Source organism: Micromonospora narathiwatensis (assembly GCF_900089605.1).
GTDB classification, from domain to species: Bacteria; Actinomycetota; Actinomycetes; order Mycobacteriales; family Micromonosporaceae; genus Micromonospora; species Micromonospora narathiwatensis.
On the sequence record NZ_LT594324.1, the window covers coordinates 3,114,481 to 3,131,785 of the forward strand.

General features: G+C 74.0%; 11 protein-coding genes and 1 pseudogene. 6 read left to right on the top strand and 6 right to left on the bottom strand.

What is annotated here, in order from left to right:
- Positions 1 to 475 precede the first annotated feature (475 nt).
- Positions 476 to 646 (top strand): annotated as a pseudogene (locus GA0070621_RS31345) (helix-turn-helix domain-containing protein); the annotation flags it as partial.
- A gap of 503 nt (positions 647 to 1,149) precedes the next feature.
- Here GA0070621_RS31345 and GA0070621_RS13375 read toward each other — a convergent pair.
- The 6 genes from GA0070621_RS13375 to GA0070621_RS13400 form a co-directional block, all read right to left on the bottom strand.
- Positions 1,150 to 2,520 (bottom strand): cytochrome P450, encoded by a 1,371-nt coding sequence (locus GA0070621_RS13375; protein WP_091195284.1) that lies wholly within the window; start codon positions 2,518 to 2,520, stop codon positions 1,150 to 1,152.
- The gene (locus tag GA0070621_RS13380; RefSeq protein WP_091195287.1) at positions 2,517 to 3,068 is read right to left on the bottom strand and encodes a flavin reductase family protein; all 552 of its coding nucleotides are present in this window, start codon (positions 3,066 to 3,068) and stop codon (positions 2,517 to 2,519) included. The genes GA0070621_RS13375 and GA0070621_RS13380 overlap by 4 nt, the downstream gene beginning before the upstream one ends.
- On the bottom strand, positions 3,065 to 3,505 hold the full coding sequence (locus GA0070621_RS13385; protein WP_091195290.1) for an acyl-CoA thioesterase: 441 nt from the start codon (positions 3,503 to 3,505) through the stop codon (positions 3,065 to 3,067). The genes GA0070621_RS13380 and GA0070621_RS13385 overlap by 4 nt, the downstream gene beginning before the upstream one ends.
- Complete coding sequence (locus tag GA0070621_RS13390) at positions 3,505 to 9,315, bottom strand: polyketide synthase family protein (RefSeq protein WP_091195292.1); 5,811 nt, start codon at positions 9,313 to 9,315, stop codon at positions 3,505 to 3,507. The genes GA0070621_RS13385 and GA0070621_RS13390 overlap by 1 nt, the downstream gene beginning before the upstream one ends.
- 42 nt (positions 9,316 to 9,357) lie before the next feature.
- Entirely contained in the window at positions 9,358 to 10,344 is a 987-nt protein-coding gene (locus GA0070621_RS13395; protein ID WP_407940337.1) for a DUF1702 family protein, read from the bottom strand.
- A gap of 101 nt (positions 10,345 to 10,445) precedes the next feature.
- Complete coding sequence (locus GA0070621_RS13400; RefSeq protein ID WP_091195295.1) at positions 10,446 to 11,447, bottom strand: DUF1702 family protein; 1,002 nt, start codon at positions 11,445 to 11,447, stop codon at positions 10,446 to 10,448.
- Between the two features lie 305 nt (positions 11,448 to 11,752).
- On the opposite strand from GA0070621_RS13400, the gene GA0070621_RS13405 reads away from it, so the two are divergent.
- Genes GA0070621_RS13405 through GA0070621_RS13425 form a run of 5 tightly spaced genes read left to right on the top strand, consistent with a single transcriptional unit; the run spans position 11,753 to position 17,244 of the window.
- A complete protein-coding gene (locus GA0070621_RS13405) occupies positions 11,753 to 12,583 on the top strand; it encodes a TIGR03084 family metal-binding protein (RefSeq protein WP_091195298.1) in 831 nt (276 codons plus the stop codon).
- Positions 12,580 to 13,149 (top strand): DUF5987 family protein, encoded by a 570-nt coding sequence (locus GA0070621_RS13410; RefSeq protein ID WP_407940345.1) that lies wholly within the window; start codon positions 12,580 to 12,582, stop codon positions 13,147 to 13,149. The genes GA0070621_RS13405 and GA0070621_RS13410 overlap by 4 nt, the downstream gene beginning before the upstream one ends.
- Positions 13,146 to 14,783 carry a GMC family oxidoreductase N-terminal domain-containing protein gene (locus GA0070621_RS13415; RefSeq protein WP_091195304.1) on the top strand — a complete coding sequence of 546 codons (1,638 nt, stop codon included), beginning with the start codon at positions 13,146 to 13,148 and terminating at the stop codon, positions 14,781 to 14,783. Before GA0070621_RS13410 ends, GA0070621_RS13415 begins: the two co-directional genes overlap by 4 nt.
- Positions 14,784 to 14,815: 32 nt before the next feature.
- Complete coding sequence (locus GA0070621_RS13420; RefSeq protein ID WP_091195307.1) at positions 14,816 to 15,919, top strand: carboxymuconolactone decarboxylase family protein; 1,104 nt, start codon at positions 14,816 to 14,818, stop codon at positions 15,917 to 15,919.
- Positions 15,916 to 17,244 (top strand): cation:proton antiporter, encoded by a 1,329-nt coding sequence (locus tag GA0070621_RS13425; protein WP_091202367.1) that lies wholly within the window; start codon positions 15,916 to 15,918, stop codon positions 17,242 to 17,244. Before GA0070621_RS13420 ends, GA0070621_RS13425 begins: the two co-directional genes overlap by 4 nt.
- Positions 17,245 to 17,305 lie beyond the last annotated feature (61 nt).

Below are 17,305 nucleotides of genomic sequence, written 5' to 3' on the forward strand. Positions count from 1 at the left end.
AGTCTCCCTCCACGACGAGCCGGCGCCCTCACGCACGGTGCCGGGCTTCCGCGGCCCATCCGGCGGACGGAACGCGTCGCCGCAGCACAGACCATTAGGACCGGTCACTTGCGACGGTTTTGCGGGCACCTCACCGAATCGGGCTGATAGCGCAACTATCCCTTACAGGCCGTCACATATTCGCCGGCACTCCGGGCGGCCGCGGAACGACGGGGAGTTGCCCAGGCCAATTGCGGGCGCTAGCATCTAGCCACCGCAAGATCGTGATCAATGAGGAAACCTTGAGCCAGCATATTTGCTTTTTATATATAGGCACCTTTGACGAAGCATGCCCTCGCGCTCGCTGGGCCCACTTCCGGCATCCGGGAGCGGCGCGATGTTGTTGATGGGAGAAATCGCCGTGCGGCGAGCGTTGTGGGCGATGCGGGAAAGACTCGGAGAACCCCTGACAATCGACGAACTGGCAAGCGTCGCAATGTTCAGCAGATTCCATTTCTCGCGTCTCTTCAGAACGATCACCGGAATATCGCCCGGTCGTTTCCTGGCCGCCGTCCGGATCCAGGAGGCCAAACGCCTGCTCACCACCACGTCCCTGACCGTGGCGGCCATCAGCACCTCCGTCGGCTACACCAGCCTCGGCACCTTCAGCTCCCGATTTCACCGCAGCGTCGGCGTCTCGCCCGCCGCGTACCGGCACCGGCGTCTGGAACCGCCGCCGATACAACAGATCCGCCCCCCGCAGGGAAGCGCCGTCATCAGCGGCGAGGTACGCCCGTTCTGCCCGCGATTCGCGGCGCCCATCTTCATCGGGTTGTTCCCCGACGCCATCGCCGAGGGGGCGCCGGCGAGCTGGGCCGTCATAGACCGCCCCGGCCCGTACCGGCTCTCCGGGGTCAGTCCCGGATCCTGGTACCTCATCGCGCACTCCCTCGGCGAGTGGCGATACCCGACCGACGATCCGGACCAGATCGAGCAGGTCACCGCGGTGGCTCGGTACGGGCCGCTCCAGATCGCCGAGGGCGGCAACCTCCAGGGCGCGGAGGTGATCGTCCGCCCGCGCCGGGACGTCGACCCGCCCGCCCTGCTGTCGCTGCTCGACCTGCCCGAGGTCGCGCTGAAGGCTGCCCGGCGCTCGCCGGAGCGGGAGCGTCATCCGGCCGCCGGATCCACCGTCCTCACCAGCATCGGCAACCCGCCCCGGATCCTCAGCGACAGCATCGGTTCCGGCACGACCCGGTGCCTGCGCGGGGTCGAGAGCCGGAACTCCCGTGCGATCATGGCCAGCACGAACACGGCCTCCATCAGACCAAGGTTGCTGCCGACGCAGACCCGCGGACCCGCGCCGAAGGGAATGTAGGCGTACCTCGGCCGGTCCCGGGCCCGGGCCGGATCGAACCGGTCCGGGTCGAACCGCTCCGGCCGCACCCAGAACTCCCGGTGACGGTGCAGGGTGTACGGCAGGATGACGACGTCGGCGCCGGCCGGCACGTGGTAGCCGCCGACCAGGTCCGCCTCGTGGGCGATCCGTGGCAGCAGCCACACCGGCGGGTAGAGCCGCATCGCCTCCTCCACCACCATGGTCGCGTAGCGCAGGTGGTGCAGGTCCTCGTAGGTGGGCAGCCGTCCACCGAGGACCTGGTCCGCCTCCTCCCGTAGCCGCCGCCGGACCTCGGGCTCCCCGTCGATGAGGTACAGGGTCCAGCCGAGGGTGCTGGCGGTGGTCTCGTGACCGGCCAGCAGCAGCGTGACCAGTTCGTCGCGGAGCCGGTCCCGCGCGACCCGCGGATCCGACTCGCCCCGGGTGGACACGATGAGCCGGGAGAGCACGTCGTCCTGCCCGGCGGCCTGCCCCTCACGTTCGGCCACCAACTGGTCGACCACCCGCTGCAGTTCCCGCCGGGCGCGGCGGAACCGCAGCTGGCGCGGCAACGGCAGCCAGGTGGGCACCATCCCGAGCGTGGCGAGCTCGAACATCGCCTGGTCCTGCACGGCCGCGAACTCCGCGCCGATGGACCCGAAGGCACTCAGGTCGGCGTCGAGCAGGGTCCGACCCAGTACGCCCAGCGTGAGGCCGGTGAACTCGGCGACCACGTCGACCGGGCCGTCGTCGCGCCGCCGGCGGAGCCGGTCCATCAACCGCTCGGCCTCGGCGGCGATGAGGCCGGCGTGATGCGCCAGCCGTCGCGGGTGGAACGCCGGCTGGATCACCTTGCGCTGCTTGCGCCACAGCTCACCCTCGCTGGTGAGCAGGCCGTCGCCCAGGGCGCGGCGGGCGTGCACCAGGCCGATGCCCTTGCGGTAGTTGGCGGCGTTGTCGGCCAGCACGTGCTTGGCGTGGTCCGGATGGTTGAACACGTGGAGGCTCTTGTGCCCCACCGGCAGCCGGACGGCGTCGCCGTAGCGGTCGACCGCGTCCGTGATCATGCCCAGCCGGTCGCGCGCCATCACCGCCAGCATCCGCAGCGCGGCGTGCCGGGGCGGTCCGGGCGGTGCCGCGGGTCGTCGGTCCAGCGGGCTCATGTCGGCACCTCCCGGTCGGGGCCGGTCGTGCCCAGCCGTCCGTTGTGGAACAGCAGGGCCTGATCCGTGGCAGGCTGCGTGTAGGAGAGCAGCCGGCCGACGACGATCGTGTGGTCGCCGCCGTCGTACCGCCGCCACAGCTCGCACTCGAACCACGCGAGCGCGTCCGCGATCATCGGCGCGCCGGTACGCTCCCCGGGCACCGCGGCGATGCCCGTGAACTCTCCGGGGCCCACCGGCCGGCGGGAGTCGGCGAAGTACCGGGCCACCTCGGCGTGGCCGGCGGCGAGCACCGAGATGCCGAAGACCGGGGCGGCGTCGAGGCAGGTGTGCATGACGGTGCTCTTGTCGACGCAGACGAGCACGAGCGGCGGATCGAGCGAGACGGAGGTGAACGAGTTCGCCGTCATCCCGTGCGGCTGCTCGCCGCCGACGGTCACCACCGTCACGCCCGTGGCGAAGGTGCCGAACGCCCGCCGCAGCACACGACGTTCGGCCGGATGCCGGCCCGTCGGCGAATCGGGCCGACCACCGTGCGCCGCGGTCATGACCCGTCCGTTCGCGCGAACGGCGCCAACGCCTGGGCCAGCGCGTCCGGTACCCGGGTGGGCGCGGTCCGGGTGTTCGGCCCCCGCATGCAGGCCACCCGCTGCCTGCCCCGGGCGACGAGCGTCTCGGCGCCCGGCCCGTCGAGGCGCACGTAGTCGAAGCCGAACTCCACCTGGGTCTGCGCCAGGTCGACGAGCCGCATCCGCACGGACAACTCGTCGAAGGCGGTCAACTCGGCGAAGAACTCACAGTCGACCCGGAGCGTGAACAGTTTGAGATCCGCGCGCAGCTCGTCGAGCACCCGCGGCGCCCGCTCCTTCAGGAACAGCTCGCGGCACCGGCCCTGCCAGCGCAGATAGTTGACGTAGTAGACGTTCCCGACAAGGTTGGTCTCCTCGAACCCGACCACGTGCCGGTACTCGAAATACCGGGACATCACCGGTCCTCCCTGATCAGCAGGCCGAACACCACCGGCTCCGGGTGGTCGCGCAGCGCCGTGACGAAGGTCGCGACGGTGTTCGGCCCGGCGGTGAGGAGCACCCAGCCGGGGCGCTCGACCGGTCGTACGGTGAGGCCCCCGGCGGCCAGCGGCTCCCCCGCCTTCTGCAGGCACTCCATGGCCACCCAGACGCGGGTGCCCGCCGTGTCGCGGTCCTCGCCCCCGTCCCCGCCGGCGAGCACGGGCAGCAACTCCGCGTACGCGCCGAGCAGACCGCGCCACTCGGCCGGTGACCGGGGCACGACCGTCTCGACGTCGCAGGCGGTCGCCGCCGACGCGACGGCGCACACCGTCACCCCGGCCCCGTGGGCGAACGACACCTCCTGGCCGCCGTCGATCTCCGGCCGGCCGTCCGCCCGGTAGCGCACCGGCCGCGTCCGGCCGGTGGCGCGCGCCAGCGCCCGGGCCGACCGGGACCGGCGTACCGCCCGGACGTCGCCGTCGGCGTCGTCGGCGCCGTCCGGCTCGACCCCGACCGCGATCTCGGCCCCGGTCAACTCCTCGACGGAGCGTTGCAGGAACGGCCCCAGCAGCGGCGCGACCCACGGTCCCCGCCCGTCGTTGCGGCGCACGGCCCGCAGGTTCAGCCCCTCCCAGCGCTCGACCACGTCCCCGTCGCCGGAGCGCAGCACCACGTCGTAGACGTAGCTGTCACCGTCCCGCGACCGCTCTACGGCGCAGTACCGGAACCGTCCCGGCCGGACCGGGCCACCCGACGTGCGGATCCGCTCGACGCTCACCGGCAGCAGGGTCGCGTTCGGGACGCAGACCTGGTTGCCGTGCATGAGCGCGTCCCGGATCCCCGGGTCGCCGAGCACCAGCGTGCCCGGGTGGAAGGGCGCGAACCAGTCGTGCTCCTCCAGCACCAGGTCGGCGTCGACCTCGCGGGCCGCGGCGTGGTGGTAGCGCAGCAGGCGCTGGAACCGCCGGCCCTGGAACAGCAGATCGCCGTAGAGGTCCGCCGCCGGCCGCAGCGGCACGTCCGGCAGGTCCGCCGGCACCGGCAGCGGCGGACCGTCGGGTACGGGCTGCCCGTCGTAACGCAGCCGGGCGCGGAAGTGCTCGGCGGCGAACCGGGTCTCGCTGCTGTGGATGGCCACCCGCACCGTGTGGGTGTCCGTGGCCACCGCGGCGATCCGGATGCGGGTCGTGCCGTCGGGCGGTACGACGATCGGCCGCAGGAACCGCGCCTCCTCGATGGCCGGGGCGGACGATCGGCCGGTGAGCGCCGACGCCACCTGGGCCATCGCCTCCATCCCGAGCACGGCGGGGAAGAGCAGGTTGCCGTCGAGATGGTGGTCGGGGAGATAGTGGTCGGCACCCGCGCTCAGGTCGACCTCCGTCACCAGCTCGACCCGGGGGTAGTGCACGAGCGGCCGTTCCAGGAACCGCAGGAGCGGCAGCTCCACCGGCTCGTAGCGCACCGTGTCGATGCCGGAGGTGCGTCCGCTGATCACGACCACGGGTGGCACGGCCGGATCCCCGAGCAGTCGCCTGAGCAGTTCCACCCCCTGGGCGGGGGTGATCGGCGTGACGCCCTCCCGGGCCAGGCTCTCCACGACGGACAGCCGTTCGCCCATGCCCACGCCGGACCACACCGACCACTCGAGGCAGACCGCGCGGCAGCCCGGGTGCTCGTCGCCGACCGCCCGGGTCAGGTCGGCCAGCCATTCGTTGGCGGTCGCGTAGTGCGCCTCGCCCCGGAGCCCGGCACGGCCGATGATGCTGCCGAGCGTGACCAGCAGCTTCAGGCCGCCCGGCCCGACCGCGTCCAGCACGGCCCGCAGGCCGCCGACCTTGCTGGCGAAGGCACGCCGCACCGCCTCGACGTCGAGGTTGCCCAGGGCGGCCGGCTCGTTGGTGCCCGCCCCGTGCAGGACGGCGGTCACCGGGCCGAGCACCCGGGCGACCTCCTCAACGGCCGTACGGACCCGTGCCGGGTCGGTGACGTCGGCGCGGACGTAGTGCGCCACGACACCGTGGTGCGCCATCCGTTCCAGGTTCGCCGCCAGCTCGGCGTCCGTCGCCGGGTCGGACCGGCCGAGGAGGGCGAGCCGGGCGCCGGTGTCCACGGCCACGGTGAACGCGCACTCCGCCGTGATTCCCTTGCCGCCGCCGGTGACCAGCAGCACGTCCGATCCGTCCAGGGGTTGCCGGGAGTGTTCGGGGCGCGCGGGCATGGCCCGCAGCGTGGGCAGCCGCCGCACGCCGTCGCCGTCGTAGTGCGCCTCGACGTAGTGGCCGGTGCCGCGTACCTCCCCGACGACCTGCTCGATCGCGTCGGCTGTCGACGCGACGTGGACGATCGTGACGCGCAGGCGCGGCGCCTCCAGCCGTAGCGTCTTCGCCAGGCCGGCGGCTCCACGATCGTGCTGCACGAGCACGAACCGGTCGACCGGGTCACCGGCAGCCAGCGCCGCCTGGGCGCCGTGCAGCGCGAGTTCCAGGTCGGACTCCGCGCAGCCGGGCGGCAGGCAGACCAGCACCCCGGACCCGACGTCGGCGTCCGCCAGCCGGCGGGCCAGGGTCGCCGCGAACGGATGGTCCGCCGGGGCGTACAGCCGCCAGCCGCCCGGACCGAGCGGCTCGACCGGGGCCGGTGGCGGGGCCGGGTCGAGGTCGACCGTCCAGGCGCGGGCCCAGGTCTCCGCGCCGACGACGGGCGGGTCCGACTCCGGGGCGTCCGCCGCGCCGGTGGCCCGCAGTTCCTCCAGCGTGCCGGCGAGTTCCCGGACCGAGGCGGTCGCGAAGTTCATCGGCGTACGCACCGCCGACACGCCCAGTCGCTCGGCCGCCTCGTTGACGATCTGTCCGACGGTGATGGAGCTCAGGTGCAGCTCGTCCAGGAGGCGGCTGTCCGGGCGTACCATCTCCAGCGGCAGCTCCGCGCGGCTGGCGGCCATGCGTCGCAGCAGGTCGACGGCCTCCTCCCCGGGTTCGCCGCCGGTGTCCGCCGGTGCCGGGTCCGCCGGCCAGGCCGGGCCGTCCGCCACGGCGACGGCGGCGCCCTGCCCGCCGGCGACGTCGGCGACGGGTGCGGCCTCGCAGGGGTTGGCCAGCACCGCCGGCGGCGCGGCGAGGTCGATCGGCCGGGCCAGGCGGTCCTCGAACAACGCCTCGGGGATCTCGGCGGCCCCTCGGGTGTACGCCATCGCGACCACGCGCAGCAGGCTCGCGATCGACTCGTCGTCGGTGTCGAGCGAGACGGCCGGTACGTCGGTCGCGTCGGCGGCGAGACGGGACAGCACCCGGCCGGGGCCGACCTCCACGAACAGGTCGACCTCCTCGGCCGCGACGGCGGCGGCCTGGGTGAACAGCACCGGTGCGGTGATCTGCCGGTGCAGCAGCGAGAGCACGTCGGTCTCGTCCGGCAGCGGTTCGCCGGTCACCGTGGAGACGACGCGGCGGCCGACGGCGGCGAGGTCGACGCCCACCAACGTGGCGGCGAACGCGTCGGCGGCCGGCGCCACCAGCGGTGAGTGGAACGCGTGCGAGACGGCCAGCGGGACGGCGGTGACACCGTCGGCGGCGGCTCGCCGGCACACCTCGTGCACCGCGGCGACCTCGCCGGAGACCACCGTCTGTCCGGGACCGTTGTATCCGCTGACGACGACCGGGAGCCCGTCGACGTACCGACCGACGGTCGACGGCGGGGCGCCGATTCCCGCCATGGTTCCCGAGGCGCTGTGCTGTGCCATGGCCTCGCCCCGCGACGTGGCCAGCCGCAGCAGGGTCGCCTCGTCCATCACGCCGGCCCAGTGCAGGGCGGTCAGCTCGCCGAGGCTGTGCCCGACGGCAACGGTGGCGTCGACGCCGAGCAGCGCCAGCGCGGACAGGCCGGCGGCGGACCCGGCGACGATCCGGGGCTGCGCGACCTCGGTGGCGACCGCGTCGCCGGCGGCCGGCAGCGCCGCGAGCCGGTACACGGAGTCCACGACCGGGAACCTGCGTCGCAGCGCCCCACCGCCGACGCCGCGGCCGGATCCCTGCCCCGGGAAGAGGTAGCCGATGCGGCCCCGGCCGGCGACCCGGCCCAGGAACACCTGGTCCTCGCCCGAGGCCAGGGTCTCCTGGCCCGCGTCGATGGCGTCGACGATCCGGCGGAGCTGGCGTTCGGCGTCCTCCGGGTTCAGCACCACGGCGGCGGCCCGGTACGGCAGGTCGCGCAGCTCGCCGCGCAGTGCCACGGCGAGGTCGGTGAGCTGGGCGTACGAGGCGGCGCCGGCGAAGGCGGCGAGCTGTTCCGCCCGCTCCCGCAGCGCCGTCCAGGACATGCCGTCCAGCACGAGCAGTTCGGCGTCCTGCATCCCGGCGGCCAGCGTCGCGGTCCGCGCGTCGAGCCGGCGCGGACGTCGGCTCCGCTGGTTCTCCACCACGACGTGGGTGTTGATCCCACCGAAGCCCATGGCGGTGACCCCGGCCCGCAGCGCGGCGTCGGCCGGCCACGGTTCGGCGCCGGAGAGCACCCGCAGGGTACGGTCGGCGCCGGTGAGCAGCTCGTGCGGCTCGGGGCAGCCGAGCGCCGGGGGCAGCACCTCGTGGTGCACCGCCATGACCGCCTTGATCAGTCCGGCGATCCCCGCCGCCGCCTTGGTGTGCCCGATCATGGCCTTGATCGAACTGATCACGGCCGGTGCCGCGGCGGCGTCGGCCGTCCGCCGGGCCTGGGACAACGCCGACAGCTCCGTGGTGTCGCCCACCTTCGTCCCGGTGCCGTGCCCCTCGAACAGCGCGACCGTCTCCAGCCCGAACCCGGCCCGCGCGTACGCCCGCTGCAACGCCAGCCGGTAGCCGCCGACCTCCGGCCGGGTGATGCCGCCCCGACCGTCCGAGGAGACGCCCCAACCGGCCACGGTGGCGTAGATCCGGTGTCCGGCCCGCCGCGCGTCCGGCTCGCGCATCAGCACGACCATGCCGCAGCCCTCGCCCGGCCAGAACCCGTTCGAACCGCGGTCGTACACCCGCATCTCGCCGGTGGCCAGCGCCCCCGTCTTCGCGAAGCCGATGATCTCGAAGGGGTCGATCGAGAGGTCGACCCCGCCGGCGACGACCACGTCGACGTCGCCGTCGACGAGTGACCGGCAGGCGGTGGTCACGGACAGCAGCGACGACGAGCAGGCGCCGTCGACGGTGTATCCGCCGCCCTTGAGGTCGAAGTGGTTGCAGATGCGGCCGGCGATGGTGTTCGACAGGGCTCCGGCGAGGGTGTCCTCGTCGATCGGCGGGAAGGGCCGCTTGTAGTCGGCCTCCACGCGGTCGAGGAGTTCCCGCACCCGCCGCTCGTCCCAGTCCAGGTCGGACAGGGCGGACGCGAGCACGCGACGGACGTACGGCCAGCGCAGCCGGAGCTGGTTGGCGCGGGAGAACTCGCCGGTGAGGCTGTTGCCGACGATCACGCCGGTCCGCTCGGCCGGCAGGCCCGCGCCCATCGGGAACCCGGCGTCGGCCAGGGCCGCGGCGGCGACGTCCAGGGCCAGCCAGTGCGTCAGGTCGGTGGAGCGGTACGTGCTGCCGGCCACCCTGAAGGCGAGCCGGTCGAACTCCCAGTCCTGCAACACGGCGGCGTTGCGGGCGTAGAAGCGGTCCGGCGCGGCGGGGTCGGCCGACCAGTAGTCGGCGAGCCGCATCCGGGCGTCTGGCAGCCGGCGGAAGGCACGTCGGCCGGCGACGGCGTTCTCCCACAGTTCCCTGGGCGACGCCGCGTCCGGATATCTGCATGCCATGCCGACGATGGCGATCCTCGTCATGTTGGGCGAATCTCCGATCTGGTCGCGGTTGCGACCGCTGTGCTAGCGGCTGTCCGAGGCGCGGTCCTGCCCGCCGACGGCGACGTGGTCCCGGATCCAGTTCCGCCAGATCTCGTACGTCGGCGGCTCGCCGGGAAGCGACAGTCCCGGCCGGACCCGGTCGGTGATCGCCGCCGCGTCGACCGGCGACCGGCCGCAGAACAGGCGGGTGGCCGCCGCCACGTGCGGCACCACGAGCCCGGCGCGTACCCGGGCCGCGGCGGCGAACGCCGAACCCTGCGCCAGATGGGCGCGGTAGGCGCCCGCGCGGCGCCACAGCTCACGCAACTCGGTCTCGTCGGCGCCGCCGGCGTAGGTGGCGGCGAGCCCGACGCCGCTGTACAGGTCGGCCCGGCGGGACTCGGCGAACGCCTCGATGAGGCGGCTGACCTGGAGCACGTCGGCGCCGCCGACGAACCACAGGGCGCGGCCGATCCCCTGGTCGATGACCCGGGGGGCGTAGCCGCTGTCGTCGTCGACCGGCCAGGGGAACCGCTCGTGCCGGAACTGCTCGATCACGTACTTGTGCGTGTGGAAGTACGCCTGGTGGAAGCCGTACCCGTCGAGCACGAGCCACCGCAGCAGCGGGTCCGGGGCGTGCAGCCGGGACCACCGGAACCGGGGCAGCCGGGCCATCGCCCAGCCGACCCCGACGTAGGCCATGTAGATGTGTGGGTTGCCGGGACCGTCGAGGAACCGGGCCACCCGGTCGCCGCCGAAGGGCATGGCGTCGCGGATGGCCAGCCCCATCGCCGCGCCCTCGTAGGCGAAGCCACGGAAGCGCGTCGGCACCCGCTCCAGCGCCGGTTCGATGTCGACGACCCGGCTCGCCTCGGCGGCCTCGCCGTACCCCTCCAGGAAGGTCCGGCCGATCGTCTCCAGGAGGTGCCGCCCCTCCGGGGACTTGGTGTGGAAGCCCCGCACGCTCACCTGCGTCTCGCGTATGTCCGGCGTCAGGACGCTGCGACGCAACGAACCGATGAAACCCACAGTTACCCCTCAGGTGGTCAGCGTCGACCGGACGGACCGGGTCCGACCGGTCCGCCTGCGGCGACGTGGGTGGCGGCGGGGCGGTCGCCCGCCGGGGATGCTCAGGACCCGGGCGCGCCCGCCGGCTCGGCGTCGAAGTGCGCGCGTACGCGCCGGCGCCACACCTCGTACGCCGGTTCGCCCCGCGAGGCCGGGAGGCCGCCGACGGCGACCTCGTCGGCCAGCGCCGACGCGGCGGCGACCGGAAGGCCGGTCAGCGCCACGACGGTCTCGTCGGTGTGCGGCGGCACGGCGCCCGAGAACGTCCGCGCCCGGGCGGCGAAGACCGCGCCCTGCGCCAGGTGCGATCGATACCCGCCGGCGCCGCGCCGCAGCGACGTGAGCCCGGCGCTGTCGCAGCCGCCGGCGAAGGTGGCCGCCAGCCCGACACCGGCCCACAGGTCGGCCTGCCGTTCGCCGGCGAAGCGGCCGACCGCCGTCGTCACGTCGTCGGGGCGGCCGGCGTGGACGAACCACAGGGCCCGACCGATCCCCTGGTCCACGGCCCGCATGAAGTACTCCGGCGCGTCCTCCCACGGGTACGGCCGGGGCCGTTCCTGGCCGCCCACCCAACGGTCGACGTCGAAGTAGGCGAGGTCGAAGCCGTACCCGTCGACGGCGAGCCAGCTCATCGTCGGGTGGTACGGCACCCCGGACAGGTCCGGTACGATCCGGCGCCACAGCGGCCGGGGCAGCCGTGCCATGGCGAAGCCGATGCCGATGTAGTTCAGGAAGATGTGCGGGCGCCCCGGCCCGGCGAGCAGGTCCCGGGCACGGCTCGTGCGGTACATCGACATCGCGTCACGGATGGTGAACGCCATGGTGACGCCCTCGTAGGCGAAACCGCGCAGGTACGGGTCGACAAGTGTCAGGCGGCGCTCCGCCTCCCACAGGTCACACGGCCCGATGCCCCACTCGAAGCCGCACACGACGGCCTGCGGGATCGCCTCCAGGTGCCGCGTCGCGGCCGACGAGCCGACGGGAAACCGCCGTTCGGTGAAACCGACCTGCCGCAGTGACGGGGCCAGCACGTGACGACGTAGCGAACCGACGATGGTGGGCATCGCTCCCGCTCTCCTACCGAGGTCGACCGGTCACCGTCAGCTATCGACGGCCGTTCCATCGTCGGTCAACCGGGAGGGGGAGTCTTCTTCCGCTGTGCCCAGTCACCGGGACCGAGCAGGCGACGGCCGCTCGACCGCCGGCCCTGGCGCGGCGGGTACGCCGGTCAGGACCGCACAGCGGGAGAGGACGACGTCGAGCCTCGTCGGCAGGCTGAATTCGCGACCTCCCCCGCGCGTGCCCGTCCTGCTGCGCCGTCCTCACGGCGCGACGGCCGAATTGGGGGCCACGCCAAGCCGTAAGGACAATGATGGAAAAGTCCAACGTGTTCGCCGATCTGGCGGACGACTGCGCGGAACTCGACCGGTTGCTCGCCACGCTGGGCCCCGACGACTGGGCCCGGCCGACCCCGGCGCCGGGCTGGGAGATCCGCCACCAGGTCGCGCACCTGAGCGCGGTCTTCCGGATGGCCGCCGTCGCGGCCTCCGACGCCCCGGCGTTCCGGGCCCTGATGGAGCAGCTCGGCGACGACTTCGACGCCAACGTGACCGCGGCGCTGTCCCGCTACCTGGACGCCGGGGCGGCGGCGCTGCGCGGGCGCTGGCTCGAGGAGTGGACCACGGCGGTGGAGGCGCTCGCCGCCGTACCGGCCGGGCAGGTCGTGCCCTGGCTCGTCCGCCCGCTGCCGGCGCCGATCCTCGCCGCCGCCGGGATGATGGAGGTGTTCGCCCACGGCCAGGACATCGCCGACGCCCTGGGCGTACGGCGGGAGCACACCGACCGGATCCGGCACATCGTCGACTTCGCCGTCCGGACGTGGGACTTCGGCTACCTCAGCCGCAACCAGACGCCGCCGGAGCGGGGGTTCCGGTACGAGCTGACCGCGCCGTCCGGCGAGCTGTGGACGCACGGCCCGGAGGGCGCCGAGCTGATCCACGGTCCCGCCGTCGACCTCTGCCTGCTCGTCACCCGCCGACGGCACCGGGACGACCTCGCGCTGAGCGCGTCCGGCGCCGACGCCGACCACTGGCTGGACATCGCCCAGGCGTACCGCGGGCCGGCCGGCCCGGGCCGGCGACCGGGCCAGTTCGACCCGCCCGCGGCCGGCGCGTCCGGCGGCACCGGGGGGACGCGCTGATGGCCGGGGCCACGTCGGTCGATCCGGTACGGACCGCGACGCTGGAGGCCTTCGCCGACACGATCATCCCCGGCGCCAAGCGCTTCCCCGAGGACCGCGCGATCGCCGGTGTCGTGGACGACCCCGGCGCGGTGGAGGCGGGCGCGCTGGAGCTGCTCGCGCACTCCGCGCTGGGGCTGGCCGAGGCGCTGGACGGCATGGCGGGGTTGCTCAACATGCACGCGCAGAACCACGCCCGGGCCAGGCAGCTCCTCCTCGACCCGGCGGTGCCGCCGTTCGTCGCGCTCGACTTCGACGCCCGGACCGCCCTGGTCCAGGAGCTGACCGATCCGTCGCACCCGGAGCGGGAGGTGTGGTTCGGCGTCGCCCTCTTCTGCACCATGGCCTTCGACAGCGCCCCGCACCTGTCCACCGTCGACGCGCTCGAACAGGGGCACGTCGGCCTGACCGTCCTCGGCTACCGCAGCCCGGACGGGGACGGGCTGTGGCGCTTCCCGCGCTTCTCCTACCAGCGGCAGCTGGCCACCGTCCACCCGCAGACCACGGCGACAGGAAGCCCGGCATGACCAGCATCGAGCAGACCGACGTCGTCGTCGTGGGCAGTGGCTTCGGCGGCGCGATCCCCGCGTACCACCTCGCCGCGGGCGGGGCCCGGGTCGTGGTGCTGGAGCGGGGACCGTGGCTCGCCAGCGACGAGTTCGACCACGACTTCCTCCTCGGCTCGTCGTACACCCGGATCTTCGACTTCACCGTCGGCGACGGAATGAGCGTGCTCGCCGGCAACTGCGTCGGCGGCGGCAGCGTCGTCTACTTCGCCACGATGCCCCGCGCGCCCCGGTTCGTCTTCGAGCGCAGCGGCAGCCTCGGGCGGCGGATGTGGCCGGCCGCGATCAGCCGGGACACCCTGGACCCGTGGTACGACGTGGTCAGCGGCGCGCTGCCGGTGACCGAGCAGTCCTGGAACGACGTGCCTTTCGCCGGCGGCCTCTTCGCCGCCGCCTGCCACCACGCCGGACGTACCGCGAACCCCGTCCCGTCGGCGATCGACAAGCCGCGCTGCACCAACTGCAACTGGATGATGGCCGGCTGCCGGTTCGACGCCAAGCGGTCCCTGCTGCTGAACTACCTGCCCGCCGCGCTGGCCCACGGCGCGCAGATCCGGCCGCTGCACGAGGTGCAGCGGCTGTCCCGGACCCCGGAGGGCGGCTACCGGATCCACTACGACGTGATCGACGACGAGGACTACCGGGTCACCCGGGGCGGCGGCGTGATCGAGGCGAAGATCGTGGTGCTCGCGGCCGGCGCCGGGGCCACCCCGGTCATCCTCCAGCGCTCGACGGCCGACCTGGGCGCCATGCCGGCGGCCGTCGGCCGCTACTTCTCCGGCAACGGCGAGCGGCTGAACACCGCCGTGGTGAACGACGAGCGGGCCCGCGAACTGCTCGGGCTCGACCGGGGTGACGGCACGGCGTACGAGGCCTACCAGATCGGCAAGGGCCCGTGCGTGGCGACCTGGGACAAGCTCGACGCGTCGCTGCCCGAGTACAGCCGCTACTCCCTGGAACAGCTGTACTTCCCGCCGGGCCTGGGCACCGTACTCGCCCAGGTGCCCGGCGCCACCGGGCCGACCTGGTTCGGCCGGGAGAAGAAGGAGATGCTGCGCCGGTGGCGCTCCTGGCTGACCGTCTTCGCGATGACCGAGGACGACAACGAGGGCGTCTTCGGCGCCCCGCCGGCACGCGGAAACGCCGAGCGGATCGCCCAGCAGATGCTCGGACGCGGATCGCTGCGCTACGACCCGACGGAGAACACGCTGCGCGGCTGGGCCGAGTCCGACGCCGACGTCCGGGACATCCTGGAGCGGGACGGGCTGGCCCGGGTACGGCCGTGGACGAACGACCAGGTGGGCGCGTACACCGTGCACCCGTTGTCCTCCTGCCGGATCGGAGACGACCCGGCGACCTCCGCCTTGGACGACCGGCACGAGCTGCGCGACCACCCGGGCATCTTCGTCACCGACGGCTCGGCGGTCCCGGGGGCGCTGACCGTCAACCCCGCCCTGACCATCGCCGCGCTGGCCGAACGCGCGATCCCCGGCCTGGTCCGCGCCGCGCAGCAGCGGGGCGTCGCCGTCACGTACGGCGCCCCGTCCCCCGACGGCAGCCGGACGACGGCCGTGCCTCCGCCACGGGACGCGTGAACGATGCGCCGGACCAGCACAGGAGAACGCCCATGGGCACACTGCTCGCCCGGCTGACCCGCCGGGTGACCCAGAGCCACATCGAACACCTGAGCGCTGTCCCGGCACGGGCCGCTCCCGGTCTGGTCCGGCACGTCTACCGGCGGCTCGAGCGGGAGTTCGGCCTGCTCGCGCCGCCGGTCACGCTGCACGCCGCCGCGCCTCCCCTCCTCGCCGCCTGCTGGTTGATGCTGCGCGAGGCGCTGCTCGCCGACGGCCCGGTCGGTCGGGACACCCGGGAGGCGGTGGCGGCGGCCGTCTCCCGGGCCAACCGCTGCCCGTACTGCGTCGAGGTCCACGGCAGCGCGCTGCGCGGGCTGCTGCGCGGCCCGGACGCCGACGCGGTCGCCGACGACCGGCTCGCCGAGATCACCGCGCCACGGCTGCGTGAGGTGGTCGAGTGGTTCCGGCACGGCGGCGACGCCCCGGGCGTCCGCCCGCCCCGGCTGGACGCCACCGAACTCGCCCAGCTCATCGGCGTCGCGGTGCTCTTCCACTACCTCAACCGGATGGTGAACGTCTTCCTGGCGCCCTCGCCCCTGCCGGTCGGGCTCCCGCCGGCCGCGACCCGGGCGGCGCGCTGGCTGGCCGCCGTGACGATGGGTCGCCTGGCCCGCCGGGGCGGCGACGCGGGGGCCGACGTGGACCTGCTCCCGCCGGCCCCGGTACCGCCGGACCTCGCCTGGGCGGCGGCCGACACCACCCTGGCCACCGCGTTCGCCCGGGCCTGCGCCGCCGTCGACGAGGCCGCGGAGCAGGCGGTGCCCCCGTCCGTACGGGGGCTCCTGCTCGACCTGCTGGCCGGACCGGCCGGGCTGCGGGCGGTGGCCGACCGGGCCGCGCTGGAGGCGGCGCTCGACGAACTGCCGACGGAGGACCGGGCGGCGGGGCGGCTCGCCCTGACCGTCGCGTTCTTCTCGTACCGGGTCACCGACGCGATGGTCGCGGGCTACCGCCTCGACGAGCCCGCCGACCGCCGGCTGCTGGAGCTGGTCTCCTGGGCCAGTCTCACCGCGGCCCGGGCGGCCGGGTCGCACCTGCACGCGGCGTGGCACGACGGTCCCGGCGCACCGCCGGCGGAAGGGCGGGCCCGGTGAGGCTCGACGTGATCCCGCCGCTGGGCGCGGATTCCCTGCTCGTCCTGCTGGTCGGCCTCGCCGCGCTGCTGCTGGTGGCCCGGGTCCTCGGCCGCCTGGCCACACTGGTCGGTCTGCCCACCATCGTCGGCGAACTGCTCACCGGGGTGCTGCTGGGCCCCTCCCTGCTCGGGCACCTGTATCCGCAGGCGTCCCGGCTGCTCCTGCCCTCCGAGGCCGGGGACATGCACCTGATCGACGCGGTCGGGCAGCTCGGCGTCCTGCTGCTCGTCGGCATCACCGGCACACACCTCGACCTGGGCCTGCTGCGCGACCGTCGGCGCACCGCGGTCACCGTGAGCCTGTCCGGGCTGGTGCTGCCGCTGCTGTGCGGGGTCGGTCTCGGCCTGGCCCTGTCCGCGCCCGCCGGCGACGGGCGGACGGAACGGACGTTGTTCGCCCTGTTCCTCGGGGTGGCGATGGGCGTGACCGCGCTGCCGGTGATCGCCAAGACCCTGACCGACATGGGCCTGCTGCACCGCACCGTGGGTCAGCTCATCCTGATGGCGGGCACCGTGGACGACGCCGTCTGCTGGTTCCTGCTGTCGCTCCTGGCCGCCGCGGCCACGACCGGGCTCACCGCCGGCTCGGTGGCCGTCTCCGTAGCCGCCCTGGCGGGCTTCGCCGTCGTCGCGGCGACCGTCGGCCGGGTCGCGGTACGGGCGGTGATGCGCCGCGCCGCGCGGTCGCCCGACGCGGGCCCGACGGTCGCCGCGACCGTGGTCATCGTGCTGATCGGCGCGGCGACCAGTCACGCCCTGGGCATGGAGGCGGTGCTCGGGGCGTTCGTCGCGGGCCTGCTCGTCGGCACCCCGGACCCGGCGAAGCTGGCGCCGCTGCGGACGGTCGTGCTCACCGTCCTGGCGCCGATCTTCCTGGCCAGCGCCGGCCTGCGGATGGACCTGACCGCGCTCGCCGACCCCGGCCTCGCCTGGACGGCGCTGGCCGTCGTCCTCGTCGCCATCGGGGGCAAGTTCTGCGGCGCGTACGCCGGCGCCCGACTGAGCGGGCTGTCGACCTGGGAGGGGCTTGCCGTCGGCGCGGGCATGAACGCCCGGGGCGTGGTCGAGGTCATCGTGGCGTTGGCGGGCCTGCGGCTGGGCATCTTCGACGTCGGCATGTACACCGTCGTCGTCCTCGTCGCCATCGTGACCTCGGTGATGGCGCCGCCGATGCTGCGGGTGACGCTCGGCCGGGTGCGGGTCGACGCCGAGGAGCAGCGACGGCGACTGCGCATCGAGGGACCGGATCCGGTGCCGGCGGCCCGGGCGTCGCCGTCGCCGTAGACACCGCGCCCCGGTCGCGGACCGTCCCGGACGGTTCGCGACCGTCGCCGTGGCCGGCCGT